Source organism: Bradyrhizobium algeriense (assembly GCF_003062295.1).
GTDB classification, from domain to species: Bacteria; Pseudomonadota; Alphaproteobacteria; order Rhizobiales; family Xanthobacteraceae; genus Bradyrhizobium; species Bradyrhizobium algeriense.
On the sequence record NZ_PYCN01000017.1, the window covers coordinates 82,688 to 103,797 of the forward strand.

The 21,110-nt window shown below is 63.8% G+C and carries 23 protein-coding genes; 11 read left to right on the plus strand and 12 right to left on the minus strand.

What is annotated here, in order from left to right:
• Positions 1-131: 131 nt before the first annotated feature.
• Positions 132-455, plus strand: coding sequence for a copper-binding protein (locus C7G61_RS27265; protein ID WP_108519770.1), 324 nt, complete (start codon positions 132-134; stop codon positions 453-455).
• 256 nt (positions 456-711) lie between these two features.
• On the opposite strand, the gene C7G61_RS27270 is transcribed toward C7G61_RS27265, so the two are convergent.
• On the minus strand, positions 712-933 hold the full coding sequence (locus C7G61_RS27270; RefSeq protein WP_108519771.1) for a hypothetical protein: 222 nt from the start codon (positions 931-933) through the stop codon (positions 712-714).
• Positions 934-1,190: 257 nt separating this feature from the next.
• Between C7G61_RS27270 and C7G61_RS27275 the strand changes: the two genes are divergently transcribed.
• Positions 1,191-1,400, plus strand: a complete 210-nt coding sequence (locus C7G61_RS27275; protein ID WP_108519772.1) for a hypothetical protein — start codon at positions 1,191-1,193, stop codon at positions 1,398-1,400.
• A gap of 115 nt (positions 1,401-1,515) precedes the next feature.
• Entirely contained in the window at positions 1,516-2,910 is a 1,395-nt protein-coding gene (locus C7G61_RS27280; protein ID WP_108519773.1) for an FAD-binding oxidoreductase, read from the plus strand.
• 46 nt (positions 2,911-2,956) lie between these two features.
• Here C7G61_RS27280 and C7G61_RS27285 read toward each other — a convergent pair whose 3' ends face one another.
• The 3 genes from C7G61_RS27285 to C7G61_RS27295 all read right to left on the minus strand — a co-directional run bounded on the left by C7G61_RS27285 (position 2,957) and on the right by C7G61_RS27295 (position 7,637).
• Positions 2,957-3,193 (minus strand): hypothetical protein, encoded by a 237-nt coding sequence (locus C7G61_RS27285; protein ID WP_108519774.1) that lies wholly within the window; start codon positions 3,191-3,193, stop codon positions 2,957-2,959.
• Between the two features lie 153 nt (positions 3,194-3,346).
• Positions 3,347-3,730, minus strand: a complete 384-nt coding sequence (locus tag C7G61_RS27290) for a DUF1488 family protein (RefSeq protein ID WP_108519775.1) — start codon at positions 3,728-3,730, stop codon at positions 3,347-3,349.
• 118 nt (positions 3,731-3,848) lie between these two features.
• The gene (locus C7G61_RS27295; RefSeq protein WP_108519776.1) at positions 3,849-7,637 is read right to left on the minus strand and encodes a hypothetical protein; all 3,789 of its coding nucleotides are present in this window, start codon (positions 7,635-7,637) and stop codon (positions 3,849-3,851) included.
• A gap of 398 nt (positions 7,638-8,035) precedes the next feature.
• On the opposite strand from C7G61_RS27295, the gene C7G61_RS27300 reads away from it, so the two are divergent.
• Both C7G61_RS27300 and C7G61_RS27305 read left to right on the plus strand, forming a co-directional pair.
• Complete coding sequence (locus tag C7G61_RS27300) at positions 8,036-8,257, plus strand: hypothetical protein (RefSeq protein WP_108519777.1); 222 nt, start codon at positions 8,036-8,038, stop codon at positions 8,255-8,257.
• A gap of 5 nt (positions 8,258-8,262) precedes the next feature.
• On the plus strand, positions 8,263-8,706 hold the full coding sequence (locus C7G61_RS27305) for a hypothetical protein (RefSeq protein ID WP_244608487.1): 444 nt from the start codon (positions 8,263-8,265) through the stop codon (positions 8,704-8,706).
• A 49-nt stretch (positions 8,707-8,755) separates the two neighbouring features.
• Here the strand turns inward: C7G61_RS27305 and C7G61_RS27310 are convergent, their stop codons facing one another.
• The 4 genes from C7G61_RS27310 to fliL are packed head-to-tail and all read right to left on the minus strand — an operon-like array spanning position 8,756 to position 11,681.
• Entirely contained in the window at positions 8,756-9,538 is a 783-nt protein-coding gene (locus C7G61_RS27310) for a MotE family protein (protein WP_108519778.1), read from the minus strand.
• Entirely contained in the window at positions 9,535-9,972 is a 438-nt protein-coding gene (locus C7G61_RS27315) for a DUF6468 domain-containing protein (RefSeq protein ID WP_108519779.1), read from the minus strand. The genes C7G61_RS27310 and C7G61_RS27315 overlap by 4 nt, the downstream gene beginning before the upstream one ends.
• Positions 9,969-11,171, minus strand: coding sequence for a flagellar motor switch protein FliM (fliM, locus tag C7G61_RS27320; protein ID WP_108519780.1), 1,203 nt, complete (start codon positions 11,169-11,171; stop codon positions 9,969-9,971). The genes C7G61_RS27315 and fliM overlap by 4 nt, the downstream gene beginning before the upstream one ends.
• Positions 11,172-11,189: 18 nt before the next feature.
• Positions 11,190-11,681 (minus strand): flagellar basal body-associated protein FliL, encoded by a 492-nt coding sequence (gene fliL, locus C7G61_RS27325; protein ID WP_108519781.1) that lies wholly within the window; start codon positions 11,679-11,681, stop codon positions 11,190-11,192.
• A gap of 386 nt (positions 11,682-12,067) precedes the next feature.
• Between fliL and flgF the strand changes: the two genes are divergently transcribed.
• Genes flgF through flgH form a run of 4 tightly spaced genes read left to right on the plus strand, consistent with a single transcriptional unit; the run spans position 12,068 to position 15,492 of the window.
• The gene (gene flgF / locus C7G61_RS27330; RefSeq protein ID WP_108519782.1) at positions 12,068-12,832 is read left to right on the plus strand and encodes a flagellar basal-body rod protein FlgF; all 765 of its coding nucleotides are present in this window, start codon (positions 12,068-12,070) and stop codon (positions 12,830-12,832) included.
• Positions 12,833-12,849: 17 nt separating this feature from the next.
• Entirely contained in the window at positions 12,850-13,638 is a 789-nt protein-coding gene (gene flgG / locus C7G61_RS27335) for a flagellar basal-body rod protein FlgG (protein ID WP_108519783.1), read from the plus strand.
• Between the two features lie 10 nt (positions 13,639-13,648).
• Positions 13,649-14,734, plus strand: coding sequence for a flagellar basal body P-ring formation chaperone FlgA (flgA, locus tag C7G61_RS27340; protein ID WP_108519784.1), 1,086 nt, complete (start codon positions 13,649-13,651; stop codon positions 14,732-14,734).
• Between the two features lie 5 nt (positions 14,735-14,739).
• On the plus strand, positions 14,740-15,492 hold the full coding sequence (gene flgH / locus C7G61_RS27345) for a flagellar basal body L-ring protein FlgH (RefSeq protein WP_108519785.1): 753 nt from the start codon (positions 14,740-14,742) through the stop codon (positions 15,490-15,492).
• A gap of 253 nt (positions 15,493-15,745) precedes the next feature.
• Here flgH and alkB read toward each other — a convergent pair whose 3' ends face one another.
• From alkB to C7G61_RS27365, 4 genes are all read right to left on the minus strand, one after another.
• Entirely contained in the window at positions 15,746-16,399 is a 654-nt protein-coding gene (gene alkB / locus C7G61_RS27350) for a DNA oxidative demethylase AlkB (RefSeq protein ID WP_108519786.1), read from the minus strand.
• 12 nt (positions 16,400-16,411) lie between these two features.
• Positions 16,412-17,152: a 2OG-Fe(II) oxygenase gene (locus C7G61_RS27355; protein ID WP_108519787.1), complete on the minus strand. Its 741-nt coding sequence runs from the start codon at positions 17,150-17,152 to the stop codon at positions 16,412-16,414.
• 151 nt (positions 17,153-17,303) lie between these two features.
• Positions 17,304-17,990 (minus strand): DUF2848 domain-containing protein, encoded by a 687-nt coding sequence (locus tag C7G61_RS27360; RefSeq protein WP_108519788.1) that lies wholly within the window; start codon positions 17,988-17,990, stop codon positions 17,304-17,306.
• Positions 17,983-19,332, minus strand: coding sequence for an amidase (locus C7G61_RS27365; protein WP_108519789.1), 1,350 nt, complete (start codon positions 19,330-19,332; stop codon positions 17,983-17,985). The genes C7G61_RS27360 and C7G61_RS27365 overlap by 8 nt, the downstream gene beginning before the upstream one ends.
• A 200-nt stretch (positions 19,333-19,532) precedes the next feature.
• Between C7G61_RS27365 and C7G61_RS27370 the strand changes: the two genes are divergently transcribed.
• Together C7G61_RS27370 and C7G61_RS27375 are read left to right on the plus strand one after the other, a co-directional pair.
• Complete coding sequence (locus tag C7G61_RS27370; protein WP_108519790.1) at positions 19,533-19,946, plus strand: Zn-ribbon domain-containing OB-fold protein; 414 nt, start codon at positions 19,533-19,535, stop codon at positions 19,944-19,946.
• 5 nt (positions 19,947-19,951) lie between these two features.
• Complete coding sequence (locus tag C7G61_RS27375) at positions 19,952-21,091, plus strand: thiolase C-terminal domain-containing protein (RefSeq protein ID WP_108519791.1); 1,140 nt, start codon at positions 19,952-19,954, stop codon at positions 21,089-21,091.
• The last annotated feature ends 19 nt before the right edge of the window (positions 21,092-21,110 follow it).

Genomic DNA, 21,110 nt, shown 5'->3' on the forward strand with positions numbered 1-21,110 from the left:
TCGCTCCAGCGTCAACGCACCTCCAGCTCTGCCTTGTTTGAAGCGTGAAGAAATTGCCGCACCGCGCTCCGGTGCGGAACTAATGCCGCAATTCCGGCTTATCGTGGACGCCCTACAGCCGGGAGTATTTCATGAAAATCGCAGGGATGATTATGGCTGCTACTGCGGCCCTCAGCATCGTCGGTACGTCGGCGCTTGCCCAGCAAACGCGTACGGGAATGGTGACCAGAATAGACCGGATCAGCGGCACCATCTCGATCAAGGATATGCCTGATGGCACCACCGGTGCGAACGCCGGCGCCGCGACCGAAGAATTCAAGGTCCAGGACGGCGCGCGGCTGAACGTCCTGCACGCCGGCGACAGGGTCACGTTTGCCGTGAGCGACACGGCGGGGACCAAGACCGTTACGAAGATCGACAAGACGGACGCGGTCACGAAGATCGACAAGAAGTGAGACGTTGCCGAAGCGAGATCCAGTCTCGTGATGTCTCGCTTCGCCCGAAAGAGCGAGGCCCGGAGCTCCCCGAGCAAGATGACGTTTCTTCGAAACGTTGCTCGGGGAGTCCGGGCATCGTGTCCTGAACTGCCCCTCCCGGATGGAGCCGCTCGGTACGGAATGCAATGTAGGCAATCCGGCCAGCGTGCCTTGATCTGCCGCAAACGCTCGCCCGACTTCATTCCCGGAGAACCCGGCACGGGCTTCTTACGGACTAGCGTGGCGGCGCACGCTCGAGCGAAGCGCGAATTTCGGCGACTGTCTCGTCGCAATATTCGTTCAGTTTCTGGAATTGTTGCTGCAGCGCCCGAAGTTTTCCGGCGCGTTTGGCCGGCCCTTCCCGATCGATATTGAATCTGTCGGCGGGCGATGGACGGGACGCCGCGGCCGCCAGCGCCGCTTGCATCGATGTGTCGTGACCGTTGCTGGAAGACATCTCTGCACGCCTCACAAATTGGAATCCGGCCGGAAAAGGTCCGGTAGAATTTCCGTGTGATCGCGCGCTGGCGTTGCGAGTTTGCACCCGACAGTGTGTTGTTTGGATGCCCGGCCGGGGTCGATTTGGTGGCAAAAGATGGATGGTGGTGGCAACCCTCGTATTCTTACGGACCTGTTTTTCCACGAATAAGATACAATCGGCAGCCAATTTCGCCGATGCTTTCCATTGTTTTTTGTTGCTCAGCGATAGTTGATATGTCCGTACCGCATTCAGAAACCGCCCTGCCGCCGCGCTGCGAAATTTGCGGGATCGGCACGGTCAGGATCGGGAAGCTGCCCCGAATCGGATTGCGCCCGCTCGTCTACGTCTACAAGTGTGACGCCTGCAACCAGATCACGTCGGTCGAGCCGGAGCGGCAGGAAGAAGCGATCCGTCGCCGCCCGGTGCGACGGCCGCGGCGCTAGCCAGTCAAGATAGACCGCACTTAAAAACGCGGATCCCCACGCCGGGCCGGGTTTCTTCCTGGCCATGCCGCATGTAAAGCTTCGGCCAAACTTCTCGTAAAGAAGAGGCAGGGGCATGTCCGAGGACTTCATCGACGAACTGCGCAACGTGCTCGACAAGGGCACGGTGCTGGCAGGCGGCGACATCGACGCGCGCTATCATCACGATCTCGCCGGCAATCCGGCGCCGAAACCGCGCGCGGTCGTCCGCCCGAGAACGACGGAGGATGTCTCCGTGTTGCTGCGGCTCTGTCATCGCGAAGGCGTGCCTGTGACGACGCAAGGCGGCATGACCGGGCTGGTGCGCGGCGCGCTGCCGAACGCGAACGAAATCGTGCTGTCGATGGAGCGCATGAACACCGTTGAAGAGGTCGATGCCTCCGCTGGTGTCGCCATCGCGCAAGCCGGCACGCCGCTGCAAAAGCTCCAGGAGCGGGTCGAGCAGGACGGCCTGATGTTTCCGCTCGACCTCGGCTCGCGCGGCAGCTGCACCATCGGCGGCAACATCTCGACCAATGCCGGCGGCAACCGCGTCATCCGTTACGGCATGACGCGTGACCTGATCCTCGGCCTCGAAGTCGTCACCGCCGACGGGACCGTGCTCAAGGGCCTGCGCAAATACATCAAGAACAATACCGGCATCGACTTGAAGCAGCTTTTCATTGGCAGCGAAGGCATCCTCGGCGTGGTGACGCGCGCCGCGCTGCGCGTCTTTCCCGCGCCGGCGGAGCGGCAGGTGGCGCTGTGCGCCCTGCCCTCGTTCGGACAGGTCACGGCATTCCTGAGGATGGCGCGGGAAAGTCTTGGCGGCGAACTGACCGCCTTCGAGGTGATGTGGAATTCCTACTACCGCCTTGTCGTCGAGCGCGTGAAGGGCGTGGCCGGCCCGCTGCCGACCCATCACCCGTTCTACGTCCTGCTGGAGGCTTCCGGCAGCGACCCCGGGCGTATCCATACCGATCTCGAGAAACTGCTCGAAACCACGATGGACGACAACCTGATCCTCGACGCCACGCTCTCGACCTCGAATGCATCGGCCGCCGCGATCTGGCGCATCCGCGATTCCAGCGTCGAGCTTGGCCGCACTTTCCCTTACGCCGCGCGTATGGGCTTCGACGTCAGTCTCGCCATCGACAGGATGGAGGAATATGCGGATACGCTTGATGCACGAGTCAAGGCGATCGATCCACAAGCCTTCACCATCGTGATGGGACACGTCGGCGACGGCAATTTGCATCCCAGCGTGTATCACGAACATACGCCCGAGAAGCACGATGAATTCGAAAAGCTCGTCTACGACATTACCGGCGAATTCGGCGGCTCGATCTCGGCCGAACACGGCATCGGCATCCTGAAGCGGCCCTATCTGAAAATGAGCCGCACCGAAGAGGAAATCGAAACCATGCGCACGCTCAAGCGCGCCCTCGACCCCAAGAACATTTTGAACCCGGGGCGAATTTTTACGGTGTGAAGACGTTTTTGGCGGTCAAGCCGGGCCGGACGCTGGCAACTGCCCGTCACTCCTTAAAATTGTACTGCTTGCAGAGGTGGTCGCCGATCTGGACCAGCATGGCGACGCATTCGGGATAACCCGGCTTGGCGATCGTGGCGTCGTCGGCCTCGGCGCGGAATTCCCAGCTATCGCCGTCGGGGATCACCGAGATCGCAATACCCTCGGGACATTCGAGATGGGCCTTCAACTCGGCTCGCGCCATCGCAATGAGTTCGGCTTCGGTTTTGGCGGGCTTGCTCATCGTGATGGCGTCCTCCGGCAGGTTGTTTGCCTGCAGGTTGCCGCTTTGACGCGGATCTGTCGAGGGGTGACGGAACGACGCGCCATCTCGTCGCGCTCACCCTGCCCGCCATCGCGATTGCAGCCGCTGTCAGCGCGACCGCAGCGCGGTGCGTTATTGCGCCGCGCTTGCCGGCCTCGTTTCGGCGATGACCCGCAGCGAAGCGGTTTTGTTCGTGTCCAGCTCCGAGCCGGTCTCGATCGGGTCGGCCGGCGACGACGGTAACTTCTGAATGTGCTTGGTGAATATCCTGATGACCCGGCCTTTGATCACAGGCACCCTGTCGAACATATCGGATGCGATGCCCTCGACGGCATCCCGCAGCGCCAAAAACTGCGCCTGCCTGGCGATGCTCTCCGTGCCCTTCACACCGCCGAGTTCGTCCAATGCGGCATCACTGATCTGACACTCGACCGTATCGGCTTCGTTCCGCATGGTGAACCTGAACGCCAGGCGTTCATTGTCGTGTCCAATAATTCGGTCCCGGGTCAGCGGCATCGGACGGCCAGTTTTGGACGGCTAGTGAGAGACGATAACAGGCAGCACCAGGGCGGCGCTGACGTCCTGCCTAATGCGTCAACTCGTCAAAAATTGGCCGAACCTGCGGCCAAATCCGCTACTTCGCCGGCCTCTTCAGATCAATCCGCCTGATGCCTGATATCGCGGGCAAGGAGCCGGTGTGGACCGGCTCGGCCCCGGACATTTCCGGCGACAGCGGCGCGCGGGCGGTGGCATCCGGGAAGCGGATCTTCATTTCGCGGATGAAGCCGTCGAGCGTGTCGACACTGGCGGCCATCTTGGCGATCAGGGCGAATTCGGCGCTGTTGGAGGCGGCCGGCTTGCTCGCGGTATCGAATGCAGACCGGTCGGCCTCGCCGGTCATCAGGGGCGCGTATTTCTCGCGGAAACGCGCCAGGCCGATCGCGTCCCCGGCTAGCGCATAGCCGACCACGGCGCGGATCACGTCGCTCTTCTCGGCGGCGTTGAGCGGCCTGAAGTCGCGCCAGCGGTCGGCGTAATACAGTTCGATCTGTTCGGAAGCCTCTCGCCACTGCCGCGACGCCCAATAAATGTCGGAGCGCAGCCGGATCGCTTCGCGGCCGGCGATGTTGGAGATGATATCGAGCGCCAGATCATGCCGACCGATGTCGCTCTGGGCCCGCGACTCCAGTAGCAGCCGCTGCTGCCGCAGTTCGCCGGAGAGATCGGCGATCCGGGTCAGGCGCAGCGCCGCGATCGCCCTATCCGGCTTGCGGTTGGTCAGGTAGACCATGGCAAGGCGTGCCGCCACCTGCGCGCGCGCGGCTCCCTCCAGCCGCTTGTCGACCTGATACTGCAGCAGTTCGGCCGCCTGGTCGAGCAGGTCGACCGTAGCCAGCCGGTCCGCGAGGCGCCGGATCATCTCGTCGCCGCGCCGGCCGATCGGCGTCAATTCGCGAAACTCATAGAACATGGCGAGTGCGTCGACCGGCTTCATGTCGTCGCCCTTCGAGCCGACATAGATCTCCGCGAACAAGGCGGACGCCGCATCCTGGCCCTGCCGCGACAGTTCGGAATTGGGCTGCAGCTTCGTCGCGGTCTTGGCGGCTCCGAGCGAGTCGGCATAGCGGCCGGTTTCGGCGTAGATCTGGGCCATCTTGTTCAACGCCCTCAACTCGATCGCGTCGCCGCGCCAGGTGACCGACAACGTCTCCAGCTCGCGCAGCAACTCGGCCTGGCCGAGTTCGCCGCGTTTGTGCCGCAGCAAGGCCTCCAGCAGCCTCGCCTCCGCCGACGCTTGCCGGTCGCGGGACTGCGCCGCGTACCTGTAGGCGTCGAGCGCGTCCTTGTCGTGCCCCAGCGCCTCGGCGAGCCGCCCGCGCAGCACCGCGATCGCGGGCTTCATCTCGTTGGGAATACCGATCACCTCGAGTTCGCTGCGCCGCCGCGAGGCCCCGGCATAGTCCTTCACCTCGAGCGAGGCCCGCATCGCGTCCACGGCGACGATGCGCTGCAGTTCCGGCGGCAGCGCGGCGATCGCGAACTCGGCGTTCTTGAACTTTTCGCGCGCGTCCGCCCATTTTTCCTGACGGGCGAATGCGAACCCTTTCCACAATTGGGAATCGTAGCCGTTGCCGATCGCAGGACTTGCAAGATCCTTCAGCGCCCGCTCGGGATGGCCGATCAGGACGCTGGCGACCGCATGCACCATCAGCACAGCGGCATCTTCGTTCCCCTGGTTGGTCTCGGAGAGGATGAGGTTGGTCACCCCCCTCGCCTCCTGATACATCCCGCGCGACATGTAGAAATTGGCAAGCTCGAGGCGGGCTTGCGCTTTTAGCTCAGGCCTCGCGGCGGCGGCAGCCTTGATCAACGCATCCAGTTTGGGGAGAAATTTCTCTTCCCGGTTCTTGCGCCATTCGTTGGCGTCGAACAGCGGCCGCACCGCCGCGGTGGCGCGTTCGGCGGCGACGTCGGCGGACGACAGCGTCAACCCGCCGGGCCGTCCAAGCATCACCTTGTCGGCGCCGACCTCGGCGTTGATGTCGTCGGAGTTCGGATGCACGACCACGCCGTGCACGGATTCCAGCAGCGATAGTTCGACGAAATCCTGCCGCTTGATGAGGCCGCGGGTCGGCGGCGGCGCGGTGACGACCAGCAGTGTATCGCCGGCGTCGGGATCGACCAGCCGGTGCATCGCACCGGGATTGGCCAGCGGCACGGTGACATTGGCGAGCGCGGGATCAGTAATGTTCCGCAGCACCATCAGCGGCAGCGGCGACGCCTGGCCGCGGTCGGCAAAGGTCAGCGTCCACTCGGCGCCGTTGGCGCGGCCTTCGCTTTCGAGCGAAGGGATCTGCGGCCGGTTAAGGCGGATGCGGATGGCCTGGCCCTTTTCCAGCGGCAGCCGGCTGACATCGCCGATGATGGCGCCGCCCTTGGCGCGGATCGGTTCGATATCGATCGGTTTGGCATGGTCGAACACCAGCCACAGCGTATCGGCACGGCGGAACAGCGCGGCCGGGGTCGGCGTGGCAAAGGAGAACGTCACGCGCAGGCCGTCGCTGTCGCGCCTCGCCTCGACGGTGGCGGCCTTGTCCTTGACGCCGCTTTCCAGCGGCGGGCTGGATGCCGCCGGCGCTGGCTGCTTCGGCAACTCCGCGGGAGGTGGAGCCTGGCTGGGCGCCACGGCCTTCGGCGCTTCCGCAGCAGCGGCCTGGACCTGTTCGGCAGGCTGCGCCGCTTTCGCGGCTTCCGCTGGCGGCGATGTTTTTTCCGCAGCCGCCATCTTCTCGGCCGCTGGAGCCGCGTTGTCATTGGCCGGCGTCACTTTTTCGACGGCAGGCGTTTTGACCTCGGCCACGGCCGGCGCTTCGGTCGCCTGCCCCGGCTTGATCTCGATCCTGGCCTGCTCGGCAATCATCTCCGAGGTGACGGGCGGAATTTCCGCCGGCTGCTGCAGTGGCGGCGATTCCTTCAGGGCCTTGTCGCGCGAAACCCGCGAGGCAGGGCCCGGTTTGGCCGGTACGGCCGGCTTGGCCTCGGCATGCGGCGCGGCCAAAGCGGGCTTTTCCGCCTGCTGGAAGGCGACATCGATCACATAGTTCTTTTCCTCACGGAAGGAATGCACGTCGACCTCGCCGATCAGAACGATGTCGACCGCGGAAGAGTCGACGTCGGCCCGCTGGTTGATCGAGGCAATGTTCGGTGGCGCCGCCACCTTCGCATCCGCCAGGTCGAAATTGAGCACGCTGTTGAACTGCAGCGTTAGCTTCTGATCGTTCAGCACCGACGACACGTTGACGCCATCGGGCATCTCGAACACGAAGCGGACGAAGGTCGGCTGCACCGAGGCCCGGACACGCACCGGCGGCCTCTTCTTTGCGGCATTGACCGCCATCTGCGCGCGAAGCGCGCGCTCGGCGGCCCGCGCCCGGGCCGCCAGTTCGCGAATGACTTCAGCAGGAAGCGGGGGCGGCGGACCGGTCCAGCTATCGGGCAGGAAGTCGACGAATATCCGCTCCCCCGCCGTCATGGTGTTGACGGTTGCCCGCCGTGCCAGCGATAGCCGGATCGCCGTACCGTCGGGATCGCGTCGTGCCGAGCCGACATAATCGGGAACGGCGTCCGACAATTTGTCGACGGGAATATCCACCGGGCGCTTGAAGTGGATGATGATGATCGAACCCGCGGTCGAAACCTCGGATTCGACGTCCTCGGCCAGTTTCAATACCAGCCGGGCGAAGCCGCCGCCGGACGTGAACGTCGCCTCCCCCCGGACCGGATCGTCGGCCCGGCAAGGCTGCGAAACAGCGATGCCGGCGAGCAGCAGGACAAAGGCAAGCGGCCGGCCGAGGCACAGCCGGGCCGCCCGCGCCAAAGCGCGGCCCTGCGACCCAGTTCCAGCGGCAGCCCTTTGCCCCATCCAGGAAATCTCGCGGCCTCAATGAGTTCTGCGGCGAAGCGCGCTCGCCTGCGGATTTGAATCTTGGATTGGCCGACTTAAGGTTTTGTTAACGTCAACTCATTGATTTCGTTGGAGGGGCGGCTTGACGCCCGGACGAAGCATTACACGTCGCAGGATGGGTCGGAATCCGGTCCCTTTTCGTGATCATCCGGCACGCCGCAGGCTCGCACGCTGCGGCTATTACCACAGCGCCGCCCCGCGCCTTGATCTGCATCAATAATCTCACGACGGTTGGAACCAACATCAGCCATCCCGTCTTAGGGAAACAATGGACCCGGGACGCGGGCCGGCAATCGACAAACCAGCTCCCGGGCCTGCCAAACCTGCCTCAAGGCAGCCAATTCGGAGTGCGTGAAATGGCAACCCAGATCGTGATGGATCGTACCGGTGACACCCGCCATACATTCAACATCCATGATCGCGCGGAGGTCGAAAAGGCCGAGCGGCGTTTCAGGGAATTGACCGGCGCAGGCTTTACGGCAGCGGTACGATCGGGGCCCGGCGAGCAACGGGTGATTCGCTCCTTCGATCCGACGGCGGAGGAAACGCTGTTTTATCCACGTCTCGTCGGTGGCTGACGGCCGTGACCCAGCAAATCGTCCTGGCGATGTGCTCGTTCGCCCTGGCTTTGTTTGGCACGCTGCTGCTTTCGGCACTTTCGCTGGTCGTGGCGCGATCGGGCACCTGCAGCAGATCGTTCCGCTACGAAACCGAAGCGCGAGCGCTAACCCTGTTGAAGGGCTGGCTCTCGCCGAAGCAGCGCGCCTGCTACGAGCGGTTCCGGTATTTCGACGTCACCGGCAGCGATACCGGGACGCGCTATCGGATCCATCATGGCACGCAGACCAACATCGAGGAACTCAGCAGCACGGGCCACCACGTCTGCAAATGGTGCTTCGTTCCGGATGGCGACCTCGTCGCGGGCGATGTCATGCTGGCGCAGAAGATCGCCCTTGAAACCAACGAGCGCGGCGCGCTTGGCGTAGCCCACCGCTCGTTCGTTTCGTCGGGGTCGCGCAGGTTCTGAAGCGGGTGGCGCCAACGCCCCCTTTACCGGGGGCGCCGGCACCCCCGCATCAATTGGGCTTTTGCTGCAGGACCTTGCCTTCGATCTTCGGCAGCTCGGCCGTGGACGTGGATTTATCGGTGCCGGCGCGGCGGGCCAGTTCGACCGTCAGCCGCTCGGCCGCTTCCGGCTGCATCAAGCCCAGAATGTCCGACATCTTGCGCGGCGCGATCTGGGAGGCGATGTCGTAGAGCACCGACATTTCCAGCCGGTCGAACACCTTGGCGGCGTCCTTTGGCTTCATACCCTCGTACATCGTGATGATGCCCTTGAAGCGAGCGGCGTCCTGCTCGGCCTTTTGGCCGGTCGCGGTCGATATCTTTGCTTCGGTGGCCTTCATTTCCTCGACGCGGCCCTCGATACGCTTCTCGGCGGATTTCAAAAGGCTTTCGCGAATTTCAACTTCACGCGCGCGCTGCTCCAGTTCCTGGCGCCGCGCCTGCAGCCGCTCCAGGATGGCGCGCTCCGACGGCGACACCGATTGCGGGTTCTGGTCGGGAAACACCACGACGCCGTCGGGCTTCGGCGCGTCGGTGGCGGGAGCGGCCGGCTTCGGCGCCTCTTCCTTTTTCTCTTCCTTCTTGACCGAACCGGTGATGTCGGCGGTATCGGCTTTGGCGCTGGTCGGATAACCCAGATTGTCCTGCGCCCACGAACGCTTGGCCGGCTGGCTGACCTGATAATCGAACACGTATCCGCCATCGATCACGAGGCCCGCGATCTTCAGCACGGCAAGGCCGAAGATCGCGACCAGCACGACCGGAATGACACGGATGTCGCGAAACGACTTCATGCGGCGAGGCCACTGGCCCTTCTGCGTTCGGAGAATGCTTCAGCCGCCGCGGCAACCGCCTTGGCAGTAGAGACCTTGGGCGCTGCGGGCTCAGCCTCCTGCGAAGGCCGCGCCGCGATCGCGATCTTGGACAGCCGGCGAATGACGCCGTCGCCTTCGGCGAGCATGTTCTTCAGGTGCCCCGCCATCTGCGTCGCCGCCGCAAGCTGGCTGCCGAGATTCTCGTTGACGTCGCGCACGGTGTGCTTGAGGCCGCCAATCGCCCGCTCGGCGATTTCTGTTGCGGTGATCAGTTCGGCGATCGTGGCCTTCAGCGAATGCTCGTCCGCCTTCAGCCGCTTCAGCCGCTTGTTGAGCAGCATGCAGTAGCCGATCGTGAGCATCAGCAGCACCGCGACCAGACTCTCGATTACAATGCCAAGGGAATGACTCATTGTGCCTCCATCAACTTGGTTTGCTCGTCGGCCTTCTCGAACATCGCGAAGGTGGTATTGGGCTTGCGCAACTGCTTGGTGACGCGAATGGCGACGCGGTCACCGACCCGGCCCATGCGCCCTTCGGTCAAAAGAACATTGCCGCAGCGGACCTGCACCAGCGCTTCAGGGCGCATTTCCAGCGGCAGGGTATCGCCGACCTTCAGCTTCATCAGCTGCTTGAGCGGAATGTCGGCTTCATAGAGCACCGCATCGACCGATATCTCGGCCTGCGCCACTTCGGTCGCGAAATGGCCTTCCCAGATCGGATCGCGGCCGAACTTTTCGCCCATGAACATCTGGAGCAGAACCGGGCGGATCGGCTCGATGGTCGCGTAAGGCAGCAGCAACTCGATATTGCCGCCGCGGTCTTCCATGTCGATGCGCAGCCGCACCAGGATCGCGGCGTTGGCGGGCCTTGAGATCGCGGCGAAGCGCGGATTGGTTTCCAGCCGGTCGATCGAGAACGTCACCGGCGACAGCGGCCGGAACGCCTGCTCGGCGTCGGCCAGCACCACCTCGACCAGCCGCTTGACCAGGTTGGTTTCGATCGTGGTGTAGGGCCGGCCCTCGATCCGCAGCGAGGTCTGGCCGCGGCGGCCGCCGAGCAGCACGTCGATGATCGAATAGATCAGGCTGGAATCGACCGTCGCAAGGCCGAAATTTTCCCACTCCTCGGCCTTGAACACGCTGAGCACGGCCGGCAAGGGAATTGAATTCATGTAGTCGCCGAAGCGAACCGAGGTGATGCGGTCGAGCGAGACTTCGACGTTATCAGAGGTGAAGTTGCGCAAGCTCGTGGTCATCAGCCGCACCAGGCGGTCGAACACGATTTCGAGCATCGGCAGACGCTCGTAGGACACCATCGCGGAATCGATGATGGCGCGAATGCCGGAATGGTCGTCGAGATTGACGTCACCGACGGTGAAGCCGAGCAGATTGTCGATTTCTTCCTGCGACAGAACCCGTTCGCCGGAGTTCTTGTTGCCGAACTCGCGGCCGCCATCCTCGACCATGGCCGCCCATTGCAGCGCCATGCTCTCGGAGAGTTCATTGGCGGCAGCTTCTTCCGCGGCCGCCGCGGGATCCTCGGAATCGAGCGACGCCTCCCACTGGGCGGCAATCGCGTCCTGGTCCATCTGGTCTTGGTTGCCGGCCATGATGCTAGATCCGTTCCATCACTGCACGACGATTTCCTTGAACAACACGGCGCTCACCTGCTGCGGCGCCACCGCGTTGTTGACCCGCTTGGTCAGTTCTTCCTTGAGGCGAAACAGCCCGGCCGAACCGTTGATGTCGGAGGGACGCAGTTCGCGCAGGTAGGTCTGGAACAGGTCGGTGACGCGCGGCAGGTTCGGCTTGATCGCCTCGACCTGCTTCTCGTCCTTGATTTCGAGCACGACCTTGACGCGGAGATATTGCACCCGCTCGCCGGGGGCCCCGACCAGGTTGACCATCATATCGGGCACTTCGACAAAGGACGGCGGCTTCGGCGGCGGCGCTTCGGCGTGCTTTTCCTCGCCATGGCCGCGCATCAGGAAGAACCAGCCGGCGCCGGCGCCGAGGATTGCGACGAAACCCGCCACCGCAATGATCAGCTTGAGCTTGCCCTTTTTCGACGATGCGGCTTCTGCGCCGTCTGCGCCTTCCACCTGCTCGTTGTCAGCCATTGCCCCGCCCGCTTCGAATCCGAAAAACGAACGCGGTTGCCACCAGCCTGGGTAACGATGCCCCCACAACGCGAAACAAAAGCCGCCAGCGCACACGCGCTCTACATGTGCAACGCTAGGGTAAGAATGGTTAACGGAACCTTTCCATTAGCGCCCAACTAGGAAAAATCTGCCGGGCAAACATGGTCAACAAGACCTTTCTGCCGCCCGCCCCGCGCCCCGAAAGAAGCCTAACCCCTTAAAAATCCAGCATTTCCGTAACTGGCACGGCTTTCGCTGAGTAACTGGCGTGACCTGCCGGCTTGGGAGAGCCCAAAGGTTTACGACGGATCCGGACCACGGGCTTGGGAGAGCCTGCCTCGGATCGATCAAGGGGAGAACCACCGATGGAGAATATGCTTCTCGTCGGACTTTCGCGGCAGATGACGCTGGAACGGCAGTTGGATGTCGTCGCCAACAACGTCGCCAACATCAACACGACCGGCTTCAAGGCCGACCGGTCGCTGTTCGAGGAATATCTGCGCTCGCCGGCGCATGAAGACAATTTCGTGCACGCCGACCGCCGCGTCTCTTTCGTGCACGACCGCGCCACCTTCCACGATTTTGCGCCCGGCCCCTCCGAGCAGACCAAGAACCCGCTCGACGTCGCGATCGACGGCAACGCCTTCCTGGTGGTGCAGACGGCCGCCGGCGAGCGCTACACCCGCGACGGCGGCCTGCAGATCAACAATCAGGGCCAGCTCGTGACCGCGAGCGGCGATCCGGTGCTGGGCACCTCCGGCCCGATCGTGTTCCAGCCCACCGACAAGGCGATCAACATCGCAGCCGACGGCAATATCACGGTCCTCGAGGGCACCGGCAGCACCGACGCGGTCCGCGGCAAGCTGCGGCTGGTCAATTTTGCCGACGCGCAGAAGCTCGTGAAGGAAGGCGGCAACCTCTACTCCGCGGGCCAGGGCGTCGCCGCCCAGCCCGACACCACCTCGCGGGTCCGCCAGGGTTTTATCGAGAAGTCGAACGTCAATTCCGTCCACGAAATGAGCCGCATGATCGAGATCACGCGCACCTACACGCAGATCTCGGCGATGCTGCAACAGCAGCACGACCTGCACCGAACCGCAGTCGAGAAACTCGCCGACGTTCCGGCATAACCGTAAGGCATTGATCGATGCGCGCTTTATACTCAGCAGCGACCGGCATGGCGGCACAGGAACTCAACGTTCAGGTGATCTCCAACAACATCGCGAATATGCGCACCACCGGCTACAAGAAGCAGCGCGCCGCGTTTCAGGACCTGATCTATGACCACGTGCGCCGCGTCGGCGCGCAAGCCTCCGACCAGGGCACCATCCTGCCCGTCGGCGTCGACATCGGCGGCGGCGTCAAGACCGTCGGCACGCCGCGCCTGATGAGCCAGGGCACGCTGTCGCCGACCGGCAACGACCTCGACATCGCGATCCGCGGCGAAGGCTTCTTCAAGATCCAGGTGCCCGACGGCACCTATGCCTATACCCGCGACGGGTCGTTCATGATGGACGCGCAGGGTCGCGTCGTCACCGCACAGGGCAATCCGGTGCAGCCGACGATCACGATCCCGCAGAATTCCTCGCAGATCACCATCAACGCGCAGGGCCAGGTCACCGTGATCGTGCCCGGCTCGACCACACCGACGCAGGTCGGCCAGATCGGCCTGACCCGCTTCATCAACAAGGCCGGCCTCAACCCGATCGGCGACAATCTGTTCACGGACACGCCCGCCTCCGGCGCGCCGCAGGACGGCGTCGCCAACACCGACGGTTTTGGTGACATGCAGCAGAGCAATCTCGAACAGGCCAATGTCGAGGTGGTGACCGAAATCTCCGACCTGATCGCCGCCCAGCGCGCCTATGAGATGAACGCCAAGGTGGTCAGCGCGGCCGACCAGATGATGCAATCGACCGCCAACATGTTCCGCTAAAGGACTGGTCATGATCGCCCGCGCCCTCCTCCTGGCCACAGCCCTGATCGCCGCATCGAGCGCGGCCGCGGTCGCGCAGACCCAGGAAAGCTTCACGAACCGCAATGTGATCGCCGCACCCGTGCTGCGCGCCAACGTGCAGGTGTCGGGCGATCTGGTGCGGATCGGCGACGTCATCGACAATGCCGGCAGCGCAGCGCAGATCGCGATCTACCGCGCGCCGGATCTGGGCACCACGGGCTCGCTGCCGGTCGCGCAGGTGCTCAACACCCTTCGCGCCCATCATGTGATCGGCGTCGATACCCGCGACCTCAGGGAAATTTCGGTGACGCGTCTGGCTCGTACGCTCGAGGGCAAGGATATCGAGCTGCAGGTCGCCCGCGCGCTGGAACGCCGCAACGGTCTCGGCGACGCCGCCAATCTGTCGCTGACCTTCGACCGCGACCCCAGCGACGTCAGGCTGGACGCCGGCTTCACCGGCGCCATGCAGGCAGCCATCGTGCGCTACGACAACCGCAACGGCCGCTTCGACGTCACCTTTGAAATCGGCAACGACAACGGCGCCGCCGCGGCCAAGCTGCGTTTCACCGGCACGGCGATCGAGACCGTCGAAGCCACGGTGCTGGCACGCAATGTCGAGCGCAATGAGATCCTGAAATCATCCGACGTGGTGGTCGAGCGTCGCCCGAAAGCGGAAGTCGGCGCTGATGCCGCCGCGCGCGACCGCGCGGTGGGCATGCAGGCCCGCCGCCAGCTCCGCGCCGGCCAGGCAATCCGCGCCGCCGATCTCGCCAAGCCCGACCTGGTACAGCGCGACCAGAACGTCACGTTGATCTACGATGCGCCCGGAATCTATCTCACCATGCGCGGCAAGGCGCTGGACAACGGCACTGAAGGCGACGTCGTCAACGTCATGAACCTGCAGTCGAAGCGTACGCTGTCCGGCACCGTGACGGGCCGCGGCCAGGTTTCGATAACGCCGCCGGCGCCTCGCCCGGCGCAGACCAGCGATGTCACCTCCTCGCTCGGCACAACACAACCCGCGCCCGTTGCGGTCGCCACCGTCAGTTCGCCAGTCGCTCCAAAAACCGAGTAATGTAAATGTCAGTCACCCGTCTCAACCGCATCGTTCTCACTGGCGCCATGCTGTCGCTGGCCGCCTTGGCCAGCGGTTGCTCCTCGATCGACCGTCTGTCGCAGATCGGCGAAAAGCCGAAGCTGACGGAGATCGAAAACCCGACCACGCAGCCCGGCTACAAGCCGGTGCAGATGCCGATGCCGAAGCCGGAGCAGGCTTCCTATAATGCCAACTCGCTGTGGCGGAACGGCTCGCGCGCCTTCTTCAAGGATCAGCGCGCCGCGCGCATCGGCGATATCCTGACGGTCACCGTCAATATCACCGACAAGGCCAACATCGCCAACGAGACCCAGCGCAGTCGCACCAGCAAGGAAGACTCAGGGGTCACCGATTTCATCGGATCCCAGACGATCACCCAAGCAAACAAGATCCTGCCCGGCCGCATCCTGACCACGGACTCGACATCGTCGAGCGACGGCAAGGGTTCGGTCAATCGCCAGGAAGCTCTGCAGACCAACGTCGCGGCCGTGGTGACGCAGGTGCTGCCGAACGGCAATCTCGTGGTCGAGGGCAAGCAGGAAATCCGCGTCAACTTCGAAATTCGCGAACTGATCGTCGCCGGCATCGTCCGCCCAGAAGACATCCAGAGCGACAACACGATCGAATCAAGCAAGATCGCGCAGGCCCGCATCGCCTATGGCGGCCGCGGCCAGATCACCGACGTGCAGCAACCCCGCTACGGCCAGCAGGTGATGGACGTGCTGCTGCCGTTCTAGTTTTTCTTAGAGCTCCCACACTCCATCGCGAACCTAGGCGCGATGAAGTGTATCAACGCGGCCTCCGCCAGCTCCCCTGGCGGAGGCCGTCGTCGTTCGACGGCGCGAAGCGGCAGCGAGACGGATGAGGGGTCTGTCTCCGCAGAAAGAACCCCTCATCCGGCGCCGTAGCCGATGCGAAGCATCGGCGTTCTACGAGACGGCGGCCAAAGGCCGCCTATGCCACCTTCTCCCACAAGGGGAGAAGGGAAGATCATCGCGCCTTGCGGAAAGTCAGGTTGATGCGCTGACGGCCCATCAGCGCGTGCTCGCCATCGGCAAGCGGGGCAACCCCATGAAAGAACAACCGCGACGGCCCGCCCCAGACCACGACGTCGCCATGCTCCAGCCTGTAGCGGCGTGGCTTGTCGGCGCGCTTCGGGCCGCCGAACAGGAAGATCGCGGGCAAGCCCAGCGACACCGACACGATCGGCGCGGCAAAATCCTGCTCGTCCTTGTCCTGGTGCAGCGACATCCGCGCGCCGGGCTCATAGCGGTTGATCAGGCAGGCATCCGGCACAAAGCCGTCGAAACCGCCAGCGATCGCCGCCTGCACCGCCAACTGATACAACACCGCGGGCATCGCCGGCCACGGCCGGCCGGAATTGGGATCGATGCCGTCATAACGATAACCGCTGCCGTCGGTGACCCAGCCGACGCTGCCGCAATTGGTCATCGCGACCGACATCTGGTGACCGCCTGATGTAAACATGCGCCGGAACGGCGCTTGCCCCACGATCTCGCGCAGCGCCGGAATCATTTCGCTTTCAAATGACTTGGCGAATCCGCGCAGCAACAGCGCGCCCTCCGCCATCGCTTCACGCGACGGGCGCGCATCCGGAACGGCATCGAACAAATCTGCAGTCAACTCAGTCCGCACTCATTTGGCATCGTGAAAGATCACGCCGACGGTGTGGCGGTGGCCGGAGCGGATCCGGCTGACGCCATGGCGCAGATTAACGCGGTAGAACCCGCGCGTCCCCTGCACCGGCCGGTGATGCACAGCAAACGCCACCGCAGCGCCCTGCCTGAGCGGAACCACCTCGGGCCGCGACTGCATCCGCGGCCGCTGCTCGGTCAGCACGAACTCGCCACCTTCAAAATCGCGCCCCGGTTCCGACAGCAGGATCGCGACCTGCAGCGGAAACACGTGCTCGCCATAGAGGTCCTGGTGCAGGCAATTGTAATCGTCGACACCATATTGCAGTAGCAGCGGCGTCGGCCGGGTCTGCCCGGCGTCATGGCAACGTTTCAGGAACGCTTCGTGGCGATCGGGATAGCGGATGTCGATCCCCATCGTCTCGTTCCAGCGATTGGCTACGGGATGGAGCCGCGCATAGAGCGTGGACCGCAATTCCGCAATCAGGTCGGGCAGCGGATAGGCGAAATACTTGTATTCCCCACGGCCGAAGCCGTGGCGTCCCATCACGATCTTGCTGCGGAAGTTTGCGTCATCCGGATAGAGTGCGGCCAGGGCGCCGCATTCTTCCGGCGTCAGCAATCCCTTCAGTACCGCGCAGCCCTGTGCGTCGAGATCGGCGGTCGCCTGCACCCAGTCGATGGCATCGACGCGGGCGGCGATGGTTGGCGGATGGTCGATATTTCTTGCGGTTGCTCTCATGGCGGTAAATCTCGCACTCAGGCCACGGCGAAACCACCCGATTTCCGACGAATTCCATCCCCGTCATTGCGAGCGCAGCGAAGCAATCCATGCCCTCAGCTCGGGATAGATGGATTGCTTCGCTCGCAATGACGGTGGCTGGAGCGCAGCGTCAGCCCAGCACCGGCATCGTGATCACATCATACCCGTGACTGATCTTCCGCTTCAGCACGGGATCCTCCAGTTCGAACTCGAAGCGATCAGCCGGGCGGATGCCGCCCTTGGCGGCGAAGGTGCCGCCGAACATGGCGCAGCCGTCGGGCAGGCCCTTGCCGCCGAAGCCACGGTCGATCAGATCTTTCACCGGCAGCATGGCGTCCAGCGTGCCCTCCTGATACAGCACCCGCGCGCCATCGATGACGGCCCAGGAGCGCAGGATCATCTGGTCCCAGTGGTCGATGACCTCCTCCAGCTCCCACAGCACGCAGGCCATCGGCTTGTCACACATCTGCTTGGAGACCGTGACGCTGTAGGCTTCCACCTTGCGGTCGGTATGGTCGGAGCCGCAGCCGACGAAGATGCGGCCCTGCCAGCCGATCAGCACGAACTCGACCTCGCCGCTGGAATCGCCACCTGAGACTTCGATGCGGTCGGCTTGCGTGATCCGCCGCGCCGAGCAGCGGTAGTAGATCGGCGTCGTGGCGGGCCGCGCGATTCCGATCGCTTCGAGTTCGGCGATGTGCTTGTCGCGCGCCACCGGATCGCGGCCGGTCCAGCCGGCGATCACGGCCTGGTCGATCGCAAGCGTCAGCGGCGTCAACATACCCTTGTCGTCGACGTTGAAGGTTAGATCAAACACGGATGATGTTCTCCATTCCGGCGGCCAATTCGAAGATGCGGCGATCCGATCCGCTCGCCCCTGCGAGCATCAGCCCGACCGGAGCCTCGCCTTCGCGATGCGCCGGCAGCGAGATCGCGCAGCCGTCGAGCATGTTGATCAGCGTGCAATTGCGCAACGCGCGCAAATTCTGCGTGGCGAAGGCCTGGTCGTCGGCGAGATCGGCAATGACAGGCGGCGTATTCGCTGTGGTCGGCAGCACCAGCGCGTCATAGGGCGCGATGCGCTGCTCCGTTCGCGCAATGAACGAACGGCGCGCCTTGAGGATGTCGATATAGTCCGCCGCGCTGATGCCTTCGCCGCGCAGGATGCGGACGCGGACGCGAGGGTCGTAGACCTCGTCTTTGCTGGTGAGCAGATAGCGGTGCCAAGCGTAGCTCTCAGCGGCGGCAAACCCTCCCTTGCTGTTCATGACGCCGACATCGTGGAATTCGGGCACCTCGATCCGTTCGATCAACGCGCCCTGGCGCGAAAGCGTCTCAAGCGCACGCTCGAAGGTCTTTGCGACATCTTCGTCGAGGTCGTCCAGCGCGATCGTGGTCGGCACCACCAGCCGCATGCCCTTGACCGGGCGCGGCTGCAATGGTTGCACGGCTTCATCCGCGAGCACGGCATCAAGCACCGCGCAGCAATCGACGCTGCGCGCCAGCGGCCCAAAGCTGTCGAGCGAGAACGACAGCGGCACGCCGCCGTCGAGCGGCACGCGGGCCTGCGTCGGCTTGTAGCCAACGATGCCATTATAGGCCGCCGGTATCCGGCACGAGCCGCCGGTATCGGTGCCGAGCGCGCCGTAAGCCATACGATCGGCGATCGAGACCGCGGCGCCCGAGGACGAGCCGCCGGGCACGTGGCCGACGCTGCGATTCCACACGCTCTTCGGCGTGCCGTAATGCGGATTGATGCCGATGCCGGAATAGGCGAATTCGGTCATGTTGGTGCGGCCGATCACGATGAAGCCAGCCCGGCGCAGCCGCGCCACCACAGGCGCATCGGCTTCCGCCGGCGCAGAATCCTCCAGCGCGCGGGAGCCGGCGCGGGTCACCTGCCCCTTGATGTCGTAGAGATCCTTGATCGACACGGGAATGCCGGCATAGGGCGACGGCGCGGCGTTGGCTTTGCGCAGATGATCCATCGCGTCAGCGGCAGCAATTGCCGCATCTTTGTCGACATGGATAAAGGCTCGTGCGCCCTCGCCGACGGGATCGGAAATCCTTGCGAGACATTCCTCGACCAGTTTGCGCGCGGTGGTGCGCCCAGTGTCGAGATCGGCGGCGAGGCTCGCGAGTGTCGGATGGTTCGGCATGGTGTTCTTGATTACTTCCTGTGCGATTTACCGTCGCGCGGACTATCTCCGATGACGGGCTGGCATACAAGCGCTCTCACGCGCTGGGAATGCGGCCATGCGACAGCACCGCTGCTGGGACCGTTGACGGAGATCGGTCAATGTCGCATCAAGACCGCAACAAGCGGGTCGACGCCCGTATTCCAAGGAGATTAGCCGAAATGGCGGAGCCAGCGCGCGCAAAACCAAAACCCACGCCTGAAACGCAACATTTCTGGGATGGAACGCAGGCCGGCGAATTGCGCCTGCAGCGCTGCGATGCCTGCGCCAATGTCTACTTCCCGCCGCGCCCGTTCTGCCCCTCCTGCGCCTCGCGCAAGGTTAGCGTGTTCAAGGCGAGCGGCAAGGGCACGCTTTACAGCTACGTCATCAACCACCGTCCGGCGGCGCCCGGCTTCACCCCGCCTTACGCGATCGCGGTCGTCGAACTCGACGAAGGCCCGCGCATGATGAGCAACATCATCGATTGCCCGCAGACGCCGGAGGCCCTCGAGCTCGACATGAAGCTCGAAGTCGCGTTCGAGAAGCTCGACGACAAGATCACCCTTCCTTTGTTCCGTCCGGCGAAGGGCTAAACACCATGCGCAAAAATGCAGTCGCCGTCGTCGGCGCAGCCGAGACCACCGAGCTCGGCGTCATCCCGAACATGTCGCAGATCCAGTTGCATGCGGATGCGGCGCTCAACGCCATCGCCGATGCCGGACTGAAACTGTCAGATATCGACGGCATCGCCACCGCGGTGGAAACCCCGCAGCAGATCGCCCACTATCTCGGCATCACGCCGACCTGGGTTGACGGCACGTCCGCTGGCGGCTGTTCGTTCATGCTGCATGTCCGCCACGCCGCGGCGGCGATCGAGGCCGGCCTCTGCAAGACCGTTTTGATTACCCATGCCGAAAGCGGCAAGTCGATGATCGGCAAACTGCCGCGCTCGACGCCGCCCGACAGCCTCAACGGCCAGTTCGAATCGCCGTTCGGCGTCTACGGCCCGCCCAGCATGTTCCCGATCCCCGTGCTGCGCTACATGAAGACCTACGGCATCACCCATGAGCAGATCGCCATGGTAGCGGTGGCGCAGCGGGAATGGGCCGGGAAGAATCCGCGCGCCACCATGAAGGCGCCGATCACGGTCGAGGACGTGCTGAATTCGAAGATGATCGCTTATCCATTTCGCATCCTGCAATGCTGCCTCGTCACCGACGGCGGCGGCGCGCTGATCCTCACTTCCGCCGATCGCGCCAAAGACTTTCCGAACAAGCCGGTCTACATTCTCGGCACCGGCGAGAGCGTGGAAACGCCGATGGTCAGCCAGATGGAGACGTTCAACTCCTCGCGCGCGTTCAAGGTGGCGGGTCCCACGGCGTTCAAGGAAGCCGGCATCACCCACAAGGACGTCGACCATCTGATGATCTACGACGCCTTTGCGCATCTGCCGCTCTATGGCCTCGGCGATCTCGGCTTCATGCCGCATGAGGAGACCGGCAAGTTCATCGCCGACGGCAACACCCGCCCCGGCGGCAGGCTGCCGCTCAACACCAATGGCGGCGGATTGAGCTATATGCATTCCGGCATGTACGGCATGTACGCGCTGCAGGAGAGCGTGCGGCAAATGCGTGGCATCGCGCCTGCGCAGGTCAAGGATGCGAAAATCTCGGTCTGCCACGGCGTGGGCGGCATGTTTGCGGCGTCGGGCACGATCATCTTTACGAACGAGAAGTAATCACGGCGGTCATTCCGGG

Bases quoted from the DNA above. Each gene is read 5' to 3' on its own strand.
- C7G61_RS27265 (WP_108519770.1), top strand. From the start codon at position 132: ATGAAAATCGCAGGGATGATTATGGCTGCTACTGCGGCCCTCAGCATC.
- C7G61_RS27270 (WP_108519771.1), bottom strand. From the start codon at position 933: ATGTCTTCCAGCAACGGTCACGACACATCGATGCAAGCGGCGCTGGCG.
- C7G61_RS27275 (WP_108519772.1), top strand. From the start codon at position 1,191: ATGTCCGTACCGCATTCAGAAACCGCCCTGCCGCCGCGCTGCGAAATT.
- C7G61_RS27280 (WP_108519773.1), top strand. From the start codon at position 1,516: ATGTCCGAGGACTTCATCGACGAACTGCGCAACGTGCTCGACAAGGGC.
- C7G61_RS27285 (WP_108519774.1), bottom strand. From the start codon at position 3,193: ATGAGCAAGCCCGCCAAAACCGAAGCCGAACTCATTGCGATGGCGCGA.
- C7G61_RS27290 (WP_108519775.1), bottom strand. From the start codon at position 3,730: ATGCCGCTGACCCGGGACCGAATTATTGGACACGACAATGAACGCCTG.
- C7G61_RS27295 (WP_108519776.1), bottom strand. From the start codon at position 7,637: ATGGGGCAAAGGGCTGCCGCTGGAACTGGGTCGCAGGGCCGCGCTTTG.
- C7G61_RS27300 (WP_108519777.1), top strand. From the start codon at position 8,036: ATGGCAACCCAGATCGTGATGGATCGTACCGGTGACACCCGCCATACA.
- C7G61_RS27310 (WP_108519778.1), bottom strand. From the start codon at position 9,538: ATGAAGTCGTTTCGCGACATCCGTGTCATTCCGGTCGTGCTGGTCGCG.
- C7G61_RS27315 (WP_108519779.1), bottom strand. From the start codon at position 9,972: ATGAGTCATTCCCTTGGCATTGTAATCGAGAGTCTGGTCGCGGTGCTG.
- fliM (WP_108519780.1), bottom strand. From the start codon at position 11,171: ATGGCCGGCAACCAAGACCAGATGGACCAGGACGCGATTGCCGCCCAG.
- fliL (WP_108519781.1), bottom strand. From the start codon at position 11,681: ATGGCTGACAACGAGCAGGTGGAAGGCGCAGACGGCGCAGAAGCCGCA.
- flgF (WP_108519782.1), top strand. From the start codon at position 12,068: ATGGAGAATATGCTTCTCGTCGGACTTTCGCGGCAGATGACGCTGGAA.
- flgG (WP_108519783.1), top strand. From the start codon at position 12,850: ATGCGCGCTTTATACTCAGCAGCGACCGGCATGGCGGCACAGGAACTC.
- flgA (WP_108519784.1), top strand. From the start codon at position 13,649: ATGATCGCCCGCGCCCTCCTCCTGGCCACAGCCCTGATCGCCGCATCG.
- flgH (WP_108519785.1), top strand. From the start codon at position 14,740: ATGTCAGTCACCCGTCTCAACCGCATCGTTCTCACTGGCGCCATGCTG.
- C7G61_RS27355 (WP_108519787.1), bottom strand. From the start codon at position 17,152: ATGAGAGCAACCGCAAGAAATATCGACCATCCGCCAACCATCGCCGCC.
- C7G61_RS27365 (WP_108519789.1), bottom strand. From the start codon at position 19,332: ATGCCGAACCATCCGACACTCGCGAGCCTCGCCGCCGATCTCGACACT.
- C7G61_RS27370 (WP_108519790.1), top strand. From the start codon at position 19,533: ATGGCGGAGCCAGCGCGCGCAAAACCAAAACCCACGCCTGAAACGCAA.
- C7G61_RS27375 (WP_108519791.1), top strand. From the start codon at position 19,952: ATGCGCAAAAATGCAGTCGCCGTCGTCGGCGCAGCCGAGACCACCGAG.